Source organism: Actinomadura sp. NAK00032, assembly GCF_013364275.1.
In the GTDB taxonomy this organism is placed as follows: domain Bacteria; phylum Actinomycetota; class Actinomycetes; order Streptosporangiales; family Streptosporangiaceae; genus Spirillospora.
In genome coordinates, this window is sequence record NZ_CP054932.1 from 1,054,693 (window position 1) to 1,073,416 (window position 18,724).

18 protein-coding genes are annotated in these 18,724 nt (G+C 72.8%); 10 read left to right on the forward strand and 8 right to left on the reverse strand.

Annotation, left to right across the window (positions count from 1 at the left end; all coding sequences use genetic code 11):
• Positions 1-337: 337 nt before the first annotated feature.
• The 3 genes from HUT06_RS05020 to HUT06_RS05030 form a co-directional block, all read right to left on the reverse strand.
• A complete protein-coding gene (locus HUT06_RS05020) occupies positions 338-1,174 on the reverse strand; it encodes an SDR family oxidoreductase (protein ID WP_176194626.1) in 837 nt (278 codons plus the stop codon).
• Positions 1,175-1,220: 46 nt separating this feature from the next.
• On the reverse strand, positions 1,221-2,354 hold the full coding sequence (locus HUT06_RS05025) for an FAD-dependent monooxygenase (RefSeq protein ID WP_176194627.1): 1,134 nt from the start codon (positions 2,352-2,354) through the stop codon (positions 1,221-1,223).
• A 263-nt stretch (positions 2,355-2,617) separates the two neighbouring features.
• On the reverse strand, positions 2,618-3,046 hold the full coding sequence (locus HUT06_RS05030; protein WP_176194628.1) for a nuclear transport factor 2 family protein: 429 nt from the start codon (positions 3,044-3,046) through the stop codon (positions 2,618-2,620).
• 173 nt (positions 3,047-3,219) lie between these two features.
• On the opposite strand from HUT06_RS05030, the gene HUT06_RS05035 reads away from it, so the two are divergent.
• A complete protein-coding gene (locus HUT06_RS05035) occupies positions 3,220-4,329 on the forward strand; it encodes an alpha/beta hydrolase (RefSeq protein WP_176194629.1) in 1,110 nt (369 codons plus the stop codon).
• A 184-nt stretch (positions 4,330-4,513) separates the two neighbouring features.
• Positions 4,514-4,945, forward strand: coding sequence for a DUF6223 family protein (locus HUT06_RS05040; protein WP_176194630.1), 432 nt, complete (start codon positions 4,514-4,516; stop codon positions 4,943-4,945).
• 17 nt (positions 4,946-4,962) lie between these two features.
• Here HUT06_RS05040 and HUT06_RS05045 read toward each other — a convergent pair whose 3' ends face one another.
• Both HUT06_RS05045 and HUT06_RS05050 read right to left on the reverse strand, forming a co-directional pair.
• The gene (locus HUT06_RS05045) at positions 4,963-5,811 is read right to left on the reverse strand and encodes an ABC transporter permease subunit (RefSeq protein WP_176194631.1); all 849 of its coding nucleotides are present in this window, start codon (positions 5,809-5,811) and stop codon (positions 4,963-4,965) included.
• A gap of 2 nt (positions 5,812-5,813) precedes the next feature.
• Positions 5,814-6,701 (reverse strand): ABC transporter ATP-binding protein, encoded by an 888-nt coding sequence (locus HUT06_RS05050; protein WP_176194632.1) that lies wholly within the window; start codon positions 6,699-6,701, stop codon positions 5,814-5,816.
• A gap of 80 nt (positions 6,702-6,781) precedes the next feature.
• Between HUT06_RS05050 and HUT06_RS05055 the strand changes: the two genes are divergently transcribed.
• The 5 genes from HUT06_RS05055 to HUT06_RS05075 all read left to right on the forward strand — a co-directional run bounded on the left by HUT06_RS05055 (position 6,782) and on the right by HUT06_RS05075 (position 12,254).
• On the forward strand, positions 6,782-7,243 hold the full coding sequence (locus HUT06_RS05055; RefSeq protein WP_176194633.1) for a GbsR/MarR family transcriptional regulator: 462 nt from the start codon (positions 6,782-6,784) through the stop codon (positions 7,241-7,243).
• 91 nt (positions 7,244-7,334) lie between these two features.
• Positions 7,335-8,897, forward strand: a complete 1,563-nt coding sequence (locus HUT06_RS05060; RefSeq protein WP_254714986.1) for an ABC transporter substrate-binding protein — start codon at positions 7,335-7,337, stop codon at positions 8,895-8,897.
• Positions 8,898-9,881: an ABC transporter permease gene (locus HUT06_RS05065; protein WP_176194634.1), complete on the forward strand. Its 984-nt coding sequence runs from the start codon at positions 8,898-8,900 to the stop codon at positions 9,879-9,881. It begins immediately after the preceding gene.
• On the forward strand, positions 9,871-10,764 hold the full coding sequence (locus HUT06_RS05070) for an ABC transporter permease (RefSeq protein ID WP_254714987.1): 894 nt from the start codon (positions 9,871-9,873) through the stop codon (positions 10,762-10,764). The genes HUT06_RS05065 and HUT06_RS05070 overlap by 11 nt, the downstream gene beginning before the upstream one ends.
• Positions 10,761-12,254, forward strand: a complete 1,494-nt coding sequence (locus HUT06_RS05075; protein ID WP_176194635.1) for an ABC transporter ATP-binding protein — start codon at positions 10,761-10,763, stop codon at positions 12,252-12,254. Before HUT06_RS05070 ends, HUT06_RS05075 begins: the two co-directional genes overlap by 4 nt.
• Here the strand turns inward: HUT06_RS05075 and HUT06_RS05080 are convergent.
• Positions 12,211-13,836, reverse strand: coding sequence for a TlrC/CarA/OleB/SrmB family ABC-F type ribosomal protection protein (locus tag HUT06_RS05080; protein WP_176201157.1), 1,626 nt, complete (start codon positions 13,834-13,836; stop codon positions 12,211-12,213). The genes HUT06_RS05075 and HUT06_RS05080 overlap by 44 nt on opposite strands.
• A 123-nt stretch (positions 13,837-13,959) precedes the next feature.
• On the opposite strand from HUT06_RS05080, the gene HUT06_RS05085 reads away from it, so the two are divergent.
• On the forward strand, positions 13,960-14,553 hold the full coding sequence (locus HUT06_RS05085; protein WP_254714988.1) for a TetR/AcrR family transcriptional regulator: 594 nt from the start codon (positions 13,960-13,962) through the stop codon (positions 14,551-14,553).
• A gap of 352 nt (positions 14,554-14,905) precedes the next feature.
• Here the strand turns inward: HUT06_RS05085 and HUT06_RS05090 are convergent, their stop codons facing one another.
• Positions 14,906-15,577, reverse strand: coding sequence for a TetR/AcrR family transcriptional regulator C-terminal domain-containing protein (locus HUT06_RS05090; protein WP_176194637.1), 672 nt, complete (start codon positions 15,575-15,577; stop codon positions 14,906-14,908).
• A gap of 129 nt (positions 15,578-15,706) precedes the next feature.
• On the opposite strand from HUT06_RS05090, the gene HUT06_RS05095 reads away from it, so the two are divergent.
• The gene (locus HUT06_RS05095) at positions 15,707-16,567 is read left to right on the forward strand and encodes a CPBP family intramembrane glutamic endopeptidase (protein WP_217711209.1); all 861 of its coding nucleotides are present in this window, start codon (positions 15,707-15,709) and stop codon (positions 16,565-16,567) included.
• Between the two features lie 37 nt (positions 16,568-16,604).
• Here HUT06_RS05095 and HUT06_RS05100 read toward each other — a convergent pair whose 3' ends face one another.
• Positions 16,605-18,110 (reverse strand): MFS transporter, encoded by a 1,506-nt coding sequence (locus HUT06_RS05100; protein WP_176194638.1) that lies wholly within the window; start codon positions 18,108-18,110, stop codon positions 16,605-16,607.
• A 124-nt stretch (positions 18,111-18,234) separates the two neighbouring features.
• Here HUT06_RS05100 and HUT06_RS05105 point away from each other — a divergent pair, with 124 nt between their 5' ends.
• A complete protein-coding gene (locus HUT06_RS05105) occupies positions 18,235-18,708 on the forward strand; it encodes a MarR family winged helix-turn-helix transcriptional regulator (RefSeq protein ID WP_176194639.1) in 474 nt (157 codons plus the stop codon).
• Positions 18,709-18,724: the final 16 nt, after the last annotated feature.

Consider the following 18,724-nt stretch of genomic DNA (forward strand, 5'->3'; position numbering starts at 1 on the left):
AGCACTACCACGACTACAGCGCAGCGCCGCACGCCACTTTCTCCTTTCTCACCAGGCTCCCGTCAGAAACGAATCTGAGGATCATTGCCAGGTTCCTGGTCGAGTGGAGTCCCCGCCACCACCTTGGCTTGGTTCAGCAGGCTGAGCGTTGGTCCGTTGACGGGGTCGGACGCCCAGTAGTCACTATGGCCCCGGGTGTCGGTGACGAGACGCTGAGCTCCGAAGCTCTCATCCGATGGCACGTCTTATGTGTCTTGGGCGGCGTCAGGGGGGTGACGGTTGTTTCAGGGCCTCAGGTGGGGCAGCGTCGTTCTCGCCTTCCGGTGCGGGGCGGGGGTCAGCGGAAGTGGGTGGTGTGGTGGGCGGCCCAGTCGGCGTAGGTGTACGGGGGGCGTCCGGTGATGCGTTCGACCGTGGGGTGGACGGGGCCGGGGGTGGTGGCGAAGTGCTCGCCGAAGTCGAGCATGGCGGTGGCGTATTCGGGCGGGTACCCCTGGCTGGTGACGACCTCGGTGAACTCGGCGGCGGGCAGGGTCTCGAAGCGCAGCGGGCGCTCGATGGCGCGGGCGAGGATGCGGGTGCGCTGGACGGGGGTGAGCGACCGCGGCCCGGTGATCTCGTGGGCCTGGCCGACATGGGTGTCGTCGAGCAGCGCGGCGACGGCGACGGCGGCGATGTCGCGTTCGTCGATCAGGGCGACGGCGGAGCCGGGGCACGGGTCGCGGACCACACCGGCTGACCTGATCGAGTGCGCCCAGGCCAGGTCGTTGGACATGAAGCCGCCCGGCCGCACGAAGGTCCACGGCAGGTCCGCGTCCTGAACGATGCGCTCGTGTGCCAGGTGGGCGTCGCTGATCGGGTTGGGCTTGGGGTAGCCCGGCACGGTGGACGACAGCAGGACCAGGTGGCGCACGCCGGCCTGCGCGGCGGCGGCGGTGAGGGCGCGCGTGCCGTCCGGTGCGGTGGGGAACACGAACACCTTCTCCACGCCGTCCAGCGCGGCCCGCAGTGTCGCGGGGTCGGCGAGGTCGGCGCGCAGGACCTCGACGTCCTCGGGCAGCCCGGCTCGCTGGGGGGAGCGGGAGATCGCGCGTACGGTGCGTCCCGCGGCCAGCAGTCCGGTGACCACGTTGCGGCCGACCTTGCCGGTCGCGCCGGTGACCAGGATCGTCATGGTGTCTCCAAGAGATATGTGGGGGTGCGGTGGAGGTCGGCGGGGGTCATCCGGTCCAGCCCACGACCGGGTGCATGGAGCGGACGAAGACCGAGGCGGGCGCCATCCGCAGGGCCGCGTCGCGGGCGGCGGCCACCGGTGGGCGGGTCTGGCCGGCCATCGCGCCGAGTTGGCGGGAGCGGCGGGCGATCATCTGGGTGCGGGGCCGGCGGGCGCGGTCGTAGGAGCGCAGGGCCTGGACGATCGTGGAATCGCCGGTGCGGGCCGCCTCCAGGGAGCGGGCGAGCACCACGGCGTCTTCCAGGGCCTGGCCCGCGCCCTGGCCGAGGTTGGGCGTCATGGCGTGCGCGGCGTCGCCCAGCAGCGCGACCCGGTCGGCCACATAGGTGTTCAGATCGGGCAGCTCGTAGGTGTCGTGCCGGAGTACCGCGTCGGGCTCCACCGAGTCCAGCAGGGCGGGAATGGGGTTGTGCCAGCCGGCGAGCCGGCGGCGCAGGTCGGCGAGGCCGCCGGTGCCGTCCTGAGCGGCGGTGACCATGGCGTAGCAGTAGACCCGTCCGTCGGCGAGCGGAGCGTAGCCGAACCGGTCGCCCTGCCCCCAGCTCTCCACGCTGCCTTCCACGGGACGGGCCGGGGTGATCATCCGGAAGGTGGTGTAGCCGGCGTAGCGGGGTGCGGGCGCGTCCGGCCACAGCGATCGCCGGGTGGCGCTGTGCAGGCCGTCGGCGCCGACCACCACATCGGCGGTGCTGGTTCCGCCGGTGTGCTCGACGGTGCCGTCCGGGTGCACCCGGTGGACCTCGATGCCGGGCCGCAGCACCTCGGACGGCAGCGCCCGGCGCAGCAGGTCGAGCAGGTCGGCGCGGTGCAGCGTCGCCCACGGGCCGTAGCGGCGGGTGAGCCGGTCGACGTCGTTGCGGATCAGCCAGGCGCCATCGGCGCGGCGGGTGCCGACCGGGGCGTCGGTCACGGCCCGGGCGCGGACCTGGTCGCCCAGAGCCAGCGCGTCCAGCGCGCGCAGCGCGTTGGGCTGGATCGACAGGCCGGCGCCGACCTCGGTGAACTCGGCCGCCTGCTCCAGCACCTGGACCCGCCAGCCGGACCGGTGCAGGGCGAGCGCGGCGGCGAGGCCGCCGATCCCGCCACCGATGATGAGCGCTCCGCGCGGGGGCGTCGGCATCTCAGGCCTTCCCGGCGTCGCGCGTGTGGGCGCGGCGGGACAGGCCCCACCACACCGCGGCCGTCAGCACGACCAGGACGGCGATGAGCAGCAGCCACTTCACGGCCATCTCCTTAGAGTCTCTAGAAGTTTGAGAGACTCTAAGGAAACATAGAGGTATGAGGTTGTCAAGATCGCTCAGGAAGGATCCGCCTCGCACGGCGGTCTGGCCGGCGCCGTCTCCTTCGACGTCTCGGGTGGGGCCTTGTGCGCCTTGGCGGGCGTCAGGGGGTGAGGTCGGTCAGGCCCTTGCCGGTGGACATGTCGAAGGGGACGGAGACCTGGTCGTGGGTGATGAGCCAGGTGCCGTCGATCTGTTCGAAGCAGTACGTGACGCGTACCCACATTCCGCGTGTGGCCGTGCCGTCTCGCAGGGTGCCGCTGAGGCGGCCGAAGCCGTGGCCGAAGGCGACGGTGTCGCCGACGGTGAAGGTCAGTTCGCGCACCTCGTAGTCGAGGTCCTGGAAGAAGGTGAACGCGTTCGACCAGTTCTTCAGCTTCGCGCTCACGCCCACGTGTTGCAGCGGCGGTTCGATGTCGAAGGAGACGACGTCGGGGGCGTAGAGCTTCTCCAGGGCGCCGAGATCCTTGGCCCGGAGGCCCTCGATGATCTTGTTGATGTGCTGTTCGAGTTCGGCCTGCGTCGTGGGCATCGCTGCTCGTCCTCTCTGGCGTGTGCTTTCTCCCCTTCGACGACGTGGCCGCCTGGGATGTGACATTCCCTCGCCGCCCCTACCAAAGTCGGGGGCGGTCTCGACGGGCGGAGGGGTGAGTCCGGCCGCGCGCCGGATGTGGGGGTCTGCTGGGTAAAGCCAGGCTTATCGGCATGCCTTACGGATTCCTGACCACGCTGGCCGTTGCGGCCGTCCCCACATGGTTCGCGCTGGCCGCACCGCGCCGGCCCCAGCCGGTGGCCATGGTCGCCTTCTTTCTCGGGGTGGTCGTCAATGAGCTGCCGTTCGCCTGGTTGGCCTGGATGCTGGCCGCCACCGTTCTTTGCTTCGTCCAAGGTGACCTGACCTCGCCTGTTGTCGTGGGCGCGGTGGTCGTGACCGTGACGGGTCTGGGGGTGGTGGCGTGGCGCGGGCGCCGGGCTATGGCGGCCGTCCAGGAAGCAATGAGGCCGCTGCCTGTCGCGGACCGTCTTCCGTCGTACGGACGCATCCTGTTCAGCCCCTTCCTCCGCCGTCACCGTGCTGTGGAACGGATTCGCAACCTCTCGTACGGCCCGGCCGGGAAGCGCAACCTGCTCGACCTTTACCGCCACCGTTCACGGCCCACCGGGGCGCCCGTCCTGATTCACCTGCACGGGGGCGGCTACAAGAGCGGGCACAAGAACAGCCAGGCGCTGCCGCTGCTGCGCCACCTGGCCGAGCGGGGATGGGTGTGCATCAGCGCCAACTACCGGCTCCTTCCCGAGGCGGCGGAGTTCGGTGACCACCTGGTGGACGCCAAGAGGCTGATCGCCTGGGTTCGTGAGCACGGGCACTCCTATGGCGCCGATCCCGACCGGATTTTTCTCGCCGGCAGTTCGGCCGGTGCTCATCTGTCCGCCATGGCCGCGTTCACTGCCGGGGAGGCTGCTTTCCAGCCTGGTTTTGAGGAGGCCGATACCTCCGTGGCGGCGGTCATCGGGTTCGGCGGGTACTACGGGGCCTACTACACGGACCCGCAGGCTTCGCCGATCGACCGCGTCCGGCCGGACGCGCCGCCGTTCTTCATCGTCCACGGCGACCACGACACCGTCGCCTCGGTCGAGGACGCCCGGCACTTCGCCGAACGGCTGCGCGCCGTTTCCGGCGAGCCGGTCTTCTATGCCGAACTGCCCGGCGGGCAGCACGCCTTCGACCTCTTCGACTCGATGCGCTTCAACGCCGTCATCAACGGCGTCGACGCCTTCGCCGCCCACGTGCTCGACGGACAGCCGGTGCAGTGAGCCAGGCCGGCCGGCTGCTGCGGACGTGGTACTTCCAGCGCTTCTGCCACGTTCGCAGCAGGCCGGTGCGGCATTGGTGGCAGCGCTGAATGCCTGCTTTCGGCGGACGATCGGGGGCCTGGCCCGGCGACATGATCGGAGTATTCGAACCGTCGCACGAATCGGCACGAAAGAGGAGACCGACATGCGCACTTCAGGAACTCCGACGGCCGCCCGGCGTTCGCTCGCGGTGTCCGGCAGCGTCCTGGTGGGGATGGTCGTGCTCGCCGCGCCCGCGGCGGCCGGCGAGGTGCAGCCGGTCGCCGCCGACGCTTACGAGTTGAGCGCCGGACGTGTCGGGGCCATGGTGGCGGCCCTGCTGGGGTTGGCCGGTGCGGTCGTCGGCGGGCTGGCGCTGGTCCGGCCGCGCATGCGGCGCGGCGCCGGTGCGGCCCTCGCCGCGGGGCTGGTCGGGATCGCCCTCGGCGGGGTGGTCGTGGCCACGGCCGACGGCGGGCTCGGCACCGGCAACGGGCTGGGCGGCGGCTATGTGGCCCTGATCGTGGGCGCGGTCGCCGCCTGCCTCGGCGGGGTCGGGGTGGCCCGCTCGCGCCGGGCCGCCGCCGCGCGGACGTAGCGGCGGCCCGGGGACGTTCAGCGGCCGAGGTCGCGACGGGCGAAGCGCCAGGTTCCCAGGCCGAGCAGGACGGCCGTCGCGGCGGCCAGGACACCCGCGTCGGCGTACTGGAAGCCGTTCTTCAGCGGCTCGCCGCCGATGTAGTAGTGGAACGGCGTGAGGTGGCGGAGCCAGTCCGCCCCGATCTGCGGGGCGAAGCCGTTGAGCGCGTAGGCGAGGACGCCCGTCCCGGCGGCGATGCCGAACACCGTGGCGCGGCTCTTGCCGGTGGCCGCGCCGATGCCGGTGGCCAGTGCCCCGAACAGCAGGGACAGCAGCGCCAGGTTGACGGCCTGGGCGGCGAAGCCCGCGACGGAGATCGTGTCCAGTTCGGCGCTGGAGCGGACGGCCAGCACCGCGACCAGCACCACGGCGGCGATCAGCAGCGCGCCGGCGGCGAGGGCGGCGAAGCGGTGCAGCAGCAGCCGGGTGCGGCCGATGGGGTGGGCGAGCAGCAGGTCCAGGTAGCCGGACTCCTCGTCGGCGGAGACCATGCGGGCCCCGGTGGCGGCGCCGTAGAAGGTGGCCAGCAGCGGGACGAGCAGGCCGAACACCGCGCCCTGGAGGTAGCCGGCCGCCGAGGCCATGTCGTCGAAGCCGAAGCCGCTCATCGCCTCGGGCACGTTCGCGGCGGTGTCGGCGCTGATCTGCGGGTAGAAGCTCGCGTACATCATCGCCAGCAGGCCGGTCGCGACCGCCCAGACGGCGAAGATGCGCCGGTTGTCGAACAGCGTCTTGGTGAACATGCTGCGGCCGGACGCGCGGGCGAGGCCGGAGGTGCCGGGGAGCACGGTGCGGGAGTCGGCGGTGTGCCGGACGGTGGTCATGGTCAGTTCCCGGTGTAGTAGGCGCGGAACAGTTCTTCGAGGTCCTGGGTGTCGGCGTGCAGGCCGGTCACGGTGTGCCGGGCGGCGGCCTTCACCAGGGCGTCGGGGGTGCCGTCGACGGCGCAGGTGAGCGTGCGGCCGTCCACCTTCAGGTCGGTGACGCCGGGCAGCGTCTGGAAGTCGTCGGCGGCGACCGGTGCGGCGAAGTCGATCCGGACCTGCAGGAACGAGCGGGCGCGCAGCGCGGCGACGGTGTCGGTGGCGACCAGGCGGCCCTCGCGGATGATGGCGACGCGGTCGGCGATCGCCTCGACCTCGCTCATGATGTGGCTGGACATGAACACCGTCTGCCCGGCGGCCTTGGCCTCGGCGACCATCTCCAGGAACGTCTGCTGGACGAGCGGGTCGAGGCCGGACGTCGGCTCGTCCAGGATCAGCAGTTCGGGGTGGTGCATGAACGCCTGCACCAGGCCGACCTTCTGCCGGTTCCCCTTGGAGAGGCTCTTGATCCGGGCGGACAGGTCCAGCTCCAGGCGTTCGGCGAGGCCGGTGATGCGCGTCGCGGGGACGCCGCCGCGCAGGGCGGCCAGGAAGGCCAGGCACTCGCCGGCGCGCTGCCGTCCGTCCACGACGAAGTCCCCGGCGAGGTAGCCGATTCGGCGGTGCAGTTCGACCGCGTCGGCGCGCGGGTCCAGCCCGAGGACGCGGATGGTTCCCGACGTGGGCCTGATCAGGTCGAGCAGCAGCCTGATCGTGGTGGACTTCCCGGCGCCGTTGGGGCCCAGGTAGCCGAAGACCTCGCCGGGGTCGACGCGCAGGGACAGCCCGCTCAGCCCCCGCCGGGACCCGTAGGTCTTGGTGAGCTCGGTCAGCTCGATCGCCGTGTTCATGCCTGACACCATACTGAATCTTCAGAGATTTTTGAAAGCTCTGAGCTGTTAAACTTTCTCGGAGGACGTGGACGAGGGGGATGACCTTGGCAGATACCACCGAAGCCGCCGAGCGGATGGCGCTGGTCCTGGCCCAGGGGGGCCTGCAGAAGGCGACCGCGCGGGTGCTGGCGGCGCTGCTGTTCGCCGACGCCGACAGCGTCACCGCGCCGGAGCTGGCCGAGCAGCTCGGCATCAGCTCCGGGTCGGTGTCGGGCGCGGTCAAGATGCTGTCCACCGTCGGGCTGATCGAACGGGTCCCGGCGCCGGGCAGCCGCCGCGAGCACTACCGGCTGCGGGACGGCGCCTGGGCCACGCTGATGTCGGCGCAGAACGCCATGGTGCAGGCGATGTTCGAGGCCGCCGACCAGGGCATCGCCGCCGCCGGGGACGACAGTCCCGCCGCCCGCCGGCTGGCGGAGATGCGCGACTTCTACGGCTTCATGTTCCGCGAGCTGCCCGCCCTGGTGGACCAGTGGCGCGCCGGCCGCGACCAGCGGTAGCCGAGAAGCGGGTGAGGCGGGGCGGCGGGTGATCTTGCTCACCCAGATGCGGTGAGGTCGCTCCTGCACATGGTTTGCAATAATGCGGATCATGGTGAAACGTCCGGTTCTTGCCCTGATGAGTCTGGTGGTGGCGGCAGCGGCCCTGTCGGCGTGCGGTCAGGGCGGTGAGCCCGCCGCCGGCGCGGACGGGGCGCTGACGTACGCGGTCGGCGACGAGCCCGAGACGTTCAACCCCGGACTGCAGGACGAGCACACCGACCCGGTGACCGAGCTGGTGTTCCGTGGCCTCACCCGGCACGACAAGGACAACAAGGTCGTGCCGGGGCTCGCGAAGTCGTGGGAGGTGGCGCCGGACGGCAGGACCTACACCTTCGCGCTGCGTCCGGGTACCACCTGGCAGGACGGCAGGCCGTTCACGTCCGACGACGTCAAGTTCACCGTCGAGGCGATCAAGGACGCGGGCGCCGACTCGCCCCTGTCGCGGAACTTCTCCATGGTCACGGCGGTCGAGACCCCGGACCCGGCCACCGTCCGGCTGAAGCTGGACGAGCCGTTCGCGCCGATGCTGGACGCCCTGGCGATGGGGATGCTGCCCAAGCACCTGCTCCAGGGCAAGAAGCTCACCGACCCCGATTTCGGACGGCGGCCGGTGGGCACCGGCCCGTTCACCCTCAAGACCTACAAGCCGGGCCAGTACGCCGAGCTGACCGCGTTCGACGGGTACTACGAGGGCGAGCCGCGGCTCAAGAAGATCGTCATCAAGTACGTCCCGGACGACTCCGCCCGGCTGATCCAGCTGAAGAACGGCGAGGTGGACGCCGCCAACCTCGCGCCGCAGCAGGCGGGCAAGGCCGGCGGGCACCGGCTGGAGGTGTACCCGACCGCCGACTACCGGGCGCTGATGTTCAACATGAAGGACCCGGTGTTCGCCGACCGCCGCGTCCGCACGGCGATGAACTACGCCGTCGACCGCGAGGCCATCACCAAGAGCGTCGTCCTCGGGTACGGGACGCCGGCCAAGGGCCCGCTCGACGCCGGCCCGTACGCCGCCGCGCCCGGGTTCACCTTCGACCCCGCCAAGGTCTCCTCCCTGATGGGGGAGGCCGGCTACGCCAAGAACGGCCAGGGCATGTGGGCCAAAGACGGCAAGACGGTCGACTTCGAGCTGACCACCTTCGCCGAGGACTCGCTGCGCGTGGCCATCCTGAACGTGTCCGCCACCCAGCTCAGGAAGCAGGGCTTCGACGTCGACCCGCGCCCGCGCCCGCGCGACTGGGTGCGCAAGCACTGGGGCGACCTCCAGGGCATGGTGGTCGGCTGGGGCACGCCCTACGACCCGGACTCCTCGGTGTACGGGGTGTTCGCCTCCTCCCAGGCACTGGCCAAGGGTGGCTCCAACTACGGCACCTACAGCAACCCCGCCGTGGACAAGGCCCTTGAGGAGGGCCGCTCCACACTCGACCCGGCGAAGCGCAAGGCCGCCTACACCGCGTTCCAGAAGGCGCTCCAGGAAGACCCTCCGTTCGTCTGGATCTCCTACCTCAAGACCATCAACGCCGTCCCGAAGAACCTGACCGGACCCGCCCAGCGCACGCTCGGCCACCACGGATACGGCTTCTTCTGGAACGCCGAGACCTGGCGCTACAACTAGATGGCGCTTCGTCTGATCGGACGGGCGGCGACGGCGGCGCTGGTCGTCGTCGCCCTGTCGATGGTGTGCTTCGGGCTGCTGGCCGCCGCGCCCGGCGACCCGGCCGCCTCGGTACTGGAGGCGCGCTCGGGCGGACGTCCCCCGGCCCCCGCCGCGGTCGCCGAACTGCGCGCCGAGATGGGGCTGGACGACCCGCCGCCCGTCCGGTACTGGCGCTGGGCGTCGGACGCCCTGCGCGGTGACCTCGGCACGTCCTACATGTCGGGACAGCCGGTCACCGAGACGCTGGGCGACACGGTCCCGTGGACGCTGCTGCTCACGGCCGCGTCCGTCCTGCTGAGCTTCACCGCCGCGCTCGTCGTCGGGCTCGTCGCGGCGCTCACACGGCGGGCATGGCTGCGTCGGGGCATCGACCTGGTCTTGTTCGTCATGGGTGGGATGCCCGGGTTCGTCATCGCGCTCCTGCTGCTGTACGTGTTCGCGGCGGCGACCCATCTGATGCCGTCCGGGGGAGTGAGCCGCCCCGGCGAGGACGTCACCGCGTACGGGCTGCTCGCCCATCTCGTGCTGCCCGCGTGCGCGCTGGCGTTCGGCCATCACTTCGGCATCTACGTGCGGCTGGTGGAGAGCGGCGTCGGGCGGCTGAAGGACGCGCCGCACGTGGAGAACGCGCGCGTCCGGGGCCTGCCCCGCCGCACCGTGGTCGCGCGGCACCTGATGCGGCCCGGCCTGGTGCCGTTCACCGCCCGGCTCGGCGTCGGCGTCGGGACGCTGATCGCCGGCGTCTACGCCACCGAGGTCATCTTCTCCTGGCCCGGGATGGGACGCGAGGCCATCAGTGCCGCCCGCGCCCAGGACTACCCGCTGCTCATCGCCATCGTCCTGGTCACCGGGCTGATCGTGATCGCGGCCAACCTCGTCGCCGAACTGATCGTCGCGGCGCTCGACCCGCGCGTCCGGACGGGGCTGACCGATGCCGTCTGACTCCATCGAGCAGCCCGCGCTCAAGCGCCCCGCGTCCGGCCGCGTCCGGGGGCTGATGGCCGTCCGGACGCGGCCCCGCCGCCCGGCGCTGGCGGCGGCCGCCGCCGTGCTCGCGGTCTTCGGGCTCCTCGCCGTCTTCGCGCCGCTGTTCACCTCCCTCGACCCGGTCGCCACCGACACCTCGGCGACCTCGCTGCCGCCCGGCTCGTCCGGCCACCCGCTCGGCACCGACCTGCTCGGCCGCGACCTGTGGACGCGCATGCTCTACGGCGCCCGCACGTCGCTGCTGGTCGGGCTGAGCGCCGCCGCGATCACGGTCGGGTTCGGGATGCTGGTCGGCGGGCTGGCCGCCGTCGCGCCGCGCTGGCTGGACGGCCTGATCGCCCGCACCGCCGACATCCTGCTGGCGCTGCCGCTGCTGGTCGTCGTGCTCGCGCTCGCCGCCGTCGCCGGGCCGTCCCTCGGGCTGGTCATCGCGGCGATCGCGGTGACGAGCTGGATGCCGGTGGCCCTGATCGTCCGCGCCGAGCTGCGCAGCCGCCGCGAGCGCCTCTACATCCGCGCCGCCTACGCGCTCGGGCTGTCGCGCTGGCAGGTCATGCGGCGGCACCTGCTGCCGGGCGCGCTGCCGCCGGTCGCGTCCATCGCCGCGTTCGAGGTCGGGCACGCGATCCTGACCGAGTCCACGCTCAGCTTCCTCGGCCTCGGCGTCCCGCCCAACCGGCCGAGCTGGGGCAACCTGCTCACCGAGGCACAATCCCACCTGCTCACCGGCGAGTGGTACACGGTCGCGATCCCCGCCGCCGCCGTGGTCGCCACGATCATCGCGGTCAACGTCGTCGCGGGCGCGATCTCCGGCCCGTCCGAAGGGAGAACGTGGTGAGCGGAGCACCCGGCCTCACCGTCACCGGCCTGACCGTGGACGTCCCCGGACGCCGGGTCGTGCACGGCATCGACCTGGCCGTTCCTGCCGGACGTGTCCTCGCGCTGGTCGGCCCCAGCGGCAGCGGTAAGACCCTCACCGCCCGCGCCGTCGCCGGTCTGCAACCGCACGGCGGTACCGTCCTGGTCGGCGGCCGGCCCCCGGTGCGTGGCCGGGACGTCGGCTACGCGTTCCAGGACGCCCTGGCCTCGCTGAACCCGACCGTCACCGTCGGGCGGCACCTCGCCGAGACCATCAGGACGCACCGCACGGGAGACCCGGCCGCCGCCCTGTCCCGCTTCGGCCTCGACCCGGCACTGGCCGCCGCCCACCCCTTCGAGCTGTCCGGCGGGCAGGCGCAGCGCGTGGCGCTCGCGCTGGCGACCGTGCACGAGCCGCCCGTCCTCATCGCCGACGAGGTCACCACCGCCCTCGACCCCGTCACGCAGGCGACGGTGCTCGACCTGGTCCGCGCCGAGGCCGCCGGTCGCGCCGTCCTGCTGATCACCCACGACCTCGCCGCCGCCGCCCGCTGGGCCGACGACATCGCCGTCATGCGGGACGGCCGCATCGTCGAGCACGGCCCCGCCCGGCAGATCCTGACCGACCCGTCCAGCGACCTTGCCCGTGACCTGGTGGCGGCCATGGAGGAACCACCGGTTTCGCTGGTGAGGGTGGAGCCCGCGTCCCGCAGCGGCGAGGGCCTCACCGCTCAGGGAGTGCGGCGGGTGCTGCGTTCCCGGCGCCGCACGACCCTCGCCTTGGACGCCATCGACCTGGACGTACGGCCGGGCGAGGCGGTCGCGGTCGTCGGCCGGAGCGGATCGGGCAAATCCACCCTCATCGGAGCCCTTGCCGCCCTCGACCGTCCCGCCGCAGGCACCGTCCTGCGCGACGGACGGGACGCCTGGGCCATGCGCGCCCGCGACCGGCGAGCCGTCAGGCACCGCACCGGGCTGATCTTCCAGGACCCGCTCGCCTCCTTCGACCCCCGGCACACCGTCCGCCAGGTCATCGCCGAAGCGGGCCCCTACCGCGACGAACTGCTCCGCCGCGTCGGCCTCGCCCCCGTCGTGGCCGCGCGCCGCCCCGCGACGCTGTCGGGCGGCGAACGCCAGCGGGTGGGCATCGCCCGAGCGCTCGCGCAGGAGCCGCGCGTCCTGCTCGCCGACGAGCCCACCAGCGGCCTGGACGTCCTCACCCAGGAGCGCGTCCTGCGCCTGCTGGACGGCCTGCGCCGCGACCACGGGCTGACGATCGTCCTGGTCACCCATGACCTGCGCGTCGCCCGCCGCGTCGCCGACCGGGTCGTCGTCCTCGGCGACGGCCGGATCGTCGAGGACCTCCCGGCGGACGGCCTCGACGCCGCCCGCCACCCCGAGACCCGGCGACTCCTGGACGCGACCGCTACCGGGCCGCGCCTTCGGGCAGTTCGAGACGGGACCCGGTGAACGACGCCCGCAGCCGCCGGTCGTGCGTGACCACCACCAGCGCCCCCTCGTAGAAGGCCAGCGCCTCCTCCAACTGCTCGGCCAGCACCGGGGACAGATGGTTGGTCGGCTCGTCGAGCAGGAGCAGGTCGACGGGCTCGCTCACCAGCCGTGCCAGCTCGATCCGGCGCCGCTGGCCGTAGGACAGCTCGCGCAGGCGCAGCCCCAGGTCGGACGGCTGGAACAGGCCGAGGGCGAGCAGCGCGTCCGCGTGGTCGTCCAGGCTTCCCGGACGTCCCAGAGCATAGGCGCGCAGGACGGTCAGATCGGCCGATCGCGGGTCGATGTCAGGCGTGTCCTGGCGGAAGAACCCGACCCGGCCGGTCCGCCGCACCTCGCCTTCGTCCGGCACCAGCTCCCCGGCGAGCACCCTCATCAGCGTCGTCTTGCCCGCCCCGTTGGGACCGGTGACGAGCAGCCGCTCACCCGCGCGGACGGTCAAGGACTCCATGCGGAGCCGCCCCGCCACCACCACGCCGTCGAGCGCCGCCACCTCGTCACCTGCGGCGACGCCCGCCGTGGCGGGGACGCCGGTGAAGCGCAGCGGCTCGGGAGGCGGCGGCGCCGGGTGGTCGTTGAGCCAGCGCAGCCGCTGCTGCGACTGCCGGATGCGACCGGTGGCCCCATGCGTGCGTGAGCGCGCGCGCCAAGCCCCTGTGCCCATGCCCGCCTTCGCCACCTTGCGGGGGATCGCGGCCAGCCGGCCGGCGTTGGCCGTGACCAGCGTGGCGTGCCGGTCCAGTTCCGTCCTCCACTCCTCGTGGGCCCGTGCCTGCGCGGCCCGTTCGGCGGCCTTGGCGGCGAGGTAGCCGGTGTACCCGTCGCCGTAGCGGCGCACCTGCCCGTCGGCCACCTCGACGATGGCGGTGGTCACCCGGTCCAGGAACATCCGGTCGTGCGTGATCACCACGACCGTGCCCCGGTGGGTGCGCAGCCGCTGCTCCAGCCAGGCCGTGGCCCGGTCGTCGAGGTCGTTGGTCGGCTCGTCGAGGAGCAGCAACTCAGGGGAGGACGCCAGCGCACCGGCCAGGGCGAGCCTGGACCGCTCGCCGCCCGAGAGCGTGCCCAGCCTGCGGCCCCGGTCGAGCCCCGGCAGGCCGAGCCCGTGCAGCGCGACCTCCACGCGCGTGTCGGCCTCGTAGCCGCCCCGCGCCTCGAACTCCGCGACCACCTGCGCGTAGGCGTCGAGCCCTGCGCCGTCCCCGCCGAGACCGCGCTCGGCCGCCCGCATCCGCGCCTCCAGTTCGCGCAGGTCGGCCAGCGCGAGGTCGATGGCGTCGGCGACCGTCGCGTGGGACGGCAGCGCGAGCGACTGCGGCAGGTACCCGGTGCCGCCGGGCGCGGCGACCACGAGCTCGCCGTTGTCCGGACGCTCGGCGCCCGCCATCAGCTTGAGCAGCGTCGACTTGCCCGACCCGTTGTCGCCGATCACGCCCAGCCGCTCGCCGGGCTTGACGCTGAGCGACACCCGGTCGAGGACGACGCGCGTGCCGTAGCGCTTGGTGACCTGGTCGAGGGTCAGTTGGGCCTGTTGGGTGCGCAGAGGGCCCCACCTCCCGTTTCGTTAAGACGAGACGGTCCGTCTCGTTGTGCCTCCAGCATGCGGGCGGAACGCCCTCTTGTCAAGACGGACCGTCTCGTCTCGTTAGATGCTAGGCTCCGGGCCGTGCCCACCACCGGAAAGCCCAACCCCGCCCGGCGCAGCGAGCGCTCTCGCCAGGCCGTCCTCACCGCCGCGCGCGAGCTGGTCACCGAGCTCGGCTACGCCAGGACGTCGATCGAGGCCATCGCCGCGCGCGCCGGAGTCGGCAAGCAGACCATCTACCGCTGGTGGCCGTCCAAGGGCGCGGTGATCTTCGACGCGTTCCTCGCGCTCAGCGCCGGCGCGGACGGCGTCCGGCTGCCCGACACCGGCGACCTCGAGGCCGACCTCAAGACCGTCATGCGGGCGACCGCCGCCGAGTTCGCCGACCCGGCGTTCGAGGCGCCGCTCCGCGCCCTCAACTCGCAGATCGCCGACGACCCCGCCCTCGCCGCCCTGTACCGCGAGAAGCTCGCCGGCCCCATCGACGAGGCCAAGAAGGAACGCCTGCGCAGCGGCCAGCGGGCGGGCCAGCTCAGCCCGGACGCCGACCTCGACCTGGTCCTCGAAGTGCTGTACGCCCCGCTCTTCCAGCGCTGGCTCCACCGCTCCGGCCCGCTCACCCCCGACTACGCCGACGCCCTCGTCGACGTCACCCTCCGCGCCTTCGCCCCCTGACCCCCCACCGCCCCCGTGCTCGTGTGGTCAGGGGGCGTGCGCGAACTGCTGGCCGCCGTCGATGTCGTAGGTCGCTCCGGTCACCGCGGTGGCGGCCACCAGGTGCACCGCCGGCGCCGCGACGTCGTCCGGCCGGACGACGCGCCCGATCGGCAGGGTGGCGCGCAGTTCCGCGCGCCGCCAGGCGCGCGTAGTAGTTGCCGTCGGCCGACACCATCACATGGTCGACCGGGCCCGGCCCGTCGGTGCCCTCGCCGGACGGCGATCCAGGAAACGGGCGGCGACCACGCCTGACCGCTCCCGTACCAGGCCCTGGCCGGCGCGCGGTCAGGCGTCGGGGCGAGGACGGCGGTCAGTTCCGCGGCTGCGCGTCGATGCCCGCGATCAGCAGGTCGAGCACCTGGTCGAAGTACTCGTTCGCGGTGGCGAGGGCGTCCGCGTCCGACACCGCCGCGGCGAGGGCCTCCTCATGGCGGTCCGTCTCGTCGCGGCGCATCTGGCGCATCGCGACGGCGGTGGCGGCCGCGCCCAGGATCTGGTTGGAGAACGCCCGGATCGCGACGGCCTGCGTCTCCTCGCTTCCGCCGCAGTCGTGCAGCGCGGTGATGATCCGCCGGGCCAGGGCGACCGCGTTCGGGCCGATCAGCGGGCGGGTGCCGGCGAACTCCGCCGCCCAGGCGTGCGCGGTCAGCGCCGCGTAGAAGCGGCCGGCGGTCTCCTTGACGGCCGTGCGCCAGGGCACCTCGGGACCGGGCAGCACCGCGGCCGCCTCGGCCAGGATCTCGTCCACGGCCAGGTCGACCAGGTCTTCGCGGCGCTGGACGTACCAGTAGAGGCTCGTGGCGTGGACGCCCAGCTCGGCGGCGAGCTTGCGCATCGTCAGCGCGGCGGCGCCCTCCCGGTCCAGCAGCGCGATCGTGGCGGCGACGATGCGGTCGCGGCTGAGCGCGGGCTGGGCGCGGCGGCCGCGCGCCGGACGGGTGAAGACGCTGTCGCCGTGCTGGTCGGGACGTGAATCGGCCATACCCGGCACTGTACTTGTTCTCCAACGTTGTTGGATTCTCTCCAACAGTGTATGTTTTCGGTCGTTCGCAAGATCATGTCTCCGTCTGCCGGACGGGGCGTGGCCGTTCACCGACCGAGGGAAACCCGCATGACCGACGCGTCCCCCCGCCACGACGCCCACCGCGGCGACGTGGCGCTGTTCATGGCCATCGCCTTCACCGCCAGCTGGGCCGCCTGGGCCGCGGCGATCGGGCTGAGCGCCTCGTCGAGCCCGTTGACGGGCGCCTTCCACATGCTCGGCGCCTTCGGGCCGCTGCTCGGGGCCCTGGTGATCCGCGTCCGCCGCGGACGTCGCGGCCGGCCCGTCCCCGAGCGGGCGGTCCGCTTCCGTCGCGCGAGCCTGGCCTGGACGCCGTCGCTGCTCGCGGGGGCGTCCGGCCTCGTCCTGGCCGCGGCCTTCATCGCCCATGCGGCCGGCGGCCCCGCGCCCAGCCTGGACGGCGCGATGGACGTCATGAAGGACTACGGCGGCCCCGCGGCGTTCCTGGTCGGCCTGCTCATCGGCGGGCCGCTCACGGAAGAGCCCGGCTGGCGCGGCACCGCGTACCCCCGGATGCGCGCCACCCTCGGCCGCTTCCAGGTGTCCCTGGTCCTCGGCGCCATCTGGGCGGTGTGGCACCTGCCGCTGTTCTTCATCGACGGCACCGTGCAGAACGACCTCGGCCTGGCCTGCCCCAGCGGCGTCCTGTTCACCGTCAGCGCCGTCCCGATGGCCATGCTGTGCTGCTACGCCTACGAGCGCGCCGGCGTCCTCGCCTCGATCGCCGTGCACTTCGCCACCAACGCCACCATGGTCCTGCTCGACGTCCGGGAGCCGGTCACCCTGGCCATGATCACCGGCATCCAGGCGGTCGTCGCGGTCGCGCTCCTGGCGATCGTCCGCCCGGCGGACCGGCCCGCCCCGGCCCCCGCCGCACCCCGGCTCCAGGGCGCCGCGTCCGCCCACTGACCCGCCGGTTCCGGACGGTGTCCTACCGGACGCCAGGTCAGAGCAAGTTCCCATCCGATGTCGCGGGCTCGTCGCCACTCCGGCCGCGGGCCCGCGCCTGGTGTTCGGGGGAGTGGCGCGGCAGCAGGAAGCTGGCCGCCAGGGCGAGGCCGAGGAGGCCGATCCCGACCCAGAGGGAGACGGCCAGCGCGTCCCCGAACGCGACCCGGCCGGCGCCGCCGTGCTCGCGGACGCGTGCGAAGAACACGGTGCCCATCAGGGCGACTCCGGCCGACGCGCCGAGCTGGCTCGTGGTGCCGAACAGCCCCGAGCCGCTGCCGGCCTCGGCGGGCGGCAGATCGGCGAAGGTCAGTGCCGCGACGGGCGACACCACCAGCCCCATGCCGGCGGCGCCGACGAGGATGCCGGGCAGCAGCTCCGCCCATCCGGTGCCCGGTGCCGCGTCGGCGGCGGCGAGCGCCAGCAGGGCGAGGCCGATGGCGTTGACGACGAGCCCGATCTGGACGGCCGCCCGGCCGATCCTCGGGAGCAGCACGGCGGCGGAGACGCCGGCGAAGACCGCCACGACGATCGACCAGGGCAGCAGCGTCAACCCCGCGCGCAGGGCGCCGTGGCCGAGCCCGAACTGCAGGAACTGCAGGAACACGAGGAAGAACCCGATGATCGGGGTGAGGAAGAGCGCCTGCACCAGCAGGCCCCCCGACAGCGACCGGATCCGGAGCAGCCCGACGCGCAGGAGCGGGTCGCCGCCGCGCGCGGCGAGGCGCCGCTGGTGGACGGCGAACCCGGCCAGCACGGCGAGACCGGCGGCCATCGACGCCGTCGCCCATGCGGGCCAGTGCGGCCGGTCGGCGGCGGTGATCAGCGGATAGAGCAGCAGCACCAGCCCGGCGGTGCAGATGCCCACTCCGGCCAGGTCGAAGCGGGCGGCGCGGGCCGCGCGCGCCTCCGGCAGCAGTCGCCAGGCGATCGGCAGGGTGACGAGCCCGACGGCGACGTTGACGAAGAACACCAGCCGCCACCCGGCACCGGCCAGGTCCCAGACCAGCAGCACCGGGCCGAGGACCGTCCCCACCGCGGCGGCCAGCGGCGTCAGCGCGGAGTAGGCGGCCATCGCCGGGCCGCGCTCCGCCGGCGCGTACATCACCTGGATCTGGGAGAGCACCTGCGGGACCATCGCAGCGGCGAACAGGCCCTGCAGCACCCGCGCGGCCACCAGCATGCCCGGCGTGACCGCCGCCCCGCACAGCGCCGACGCGGCGACGAACCCGACCATCCCGCCCAGGAACACGCGCTTGTACCCGAGGCGGTCGCCCGCCCGCGCCCCGGTGATCAGCCCGAGGGCCAGCGCCAGCGTGTAGCCGACCGACATCCACTCCACGGCGGCCGGGCCGGCGCCCAGATCGGTCGCGATGGACGGCAGGACGAGGTAGAGGATCGTGACGTCCATGAGGTCCATGAACGTCGCCAGCAGGATCGCCAGCAGCGCCGCAGTGCGCATCCGCCCCGCGATCGCCGCCCCCGCACCGGATCTGTCGGACATCGTTCCGCCCCCCTCGCCGTAGTGTCTGCGCGACACAATAACTGTGTCACGCAGTAATTGTGCGGCGCAGCATAACCACGTACAGTGGGGCGGAACAAGTCGGACGAAGGGACGGGCCGCACCCATGGCCGGTGAACACGGCGCGTCGACCGCCGAGCGGGTCCTCGCGGCCATGCCGGACTGGGGGCACGCCATCTCCCAGCTCAACGCCCTGATCGCCGACCGGATGGGGGTCACGGTCAGCGACCTGGACGGCCTGGACGCGCTCGCCAAGCACGGCCCCCTGACGGCGGCCGGACTGGCGCGGCACGTCGACCTGACCTCGGGGTCGGTGTCGCGCATGATCGACCGGCTCGACGCGGCCGGCTGCGTCGAGCGCGTCCGCGACTCCGCCGACCGGCGCCGGGTCCTGATCGAACCCACCGCCGAGGGGCTCGACCGCATCCGCTCCTACTGGGCCGGGCTGGCCGCCTGCACCCTCGACGACCTCGCCGAGTTCACCGAGGACGAGCTCGCCGTGGTGCGGCGCTTCATCGCCAAGGCCCGCGAGAGCACGACCACCGAACTGAACCGCCTCCGGCGAGGGCAGGCCACGTGATGCGCGCTGCGGTGGA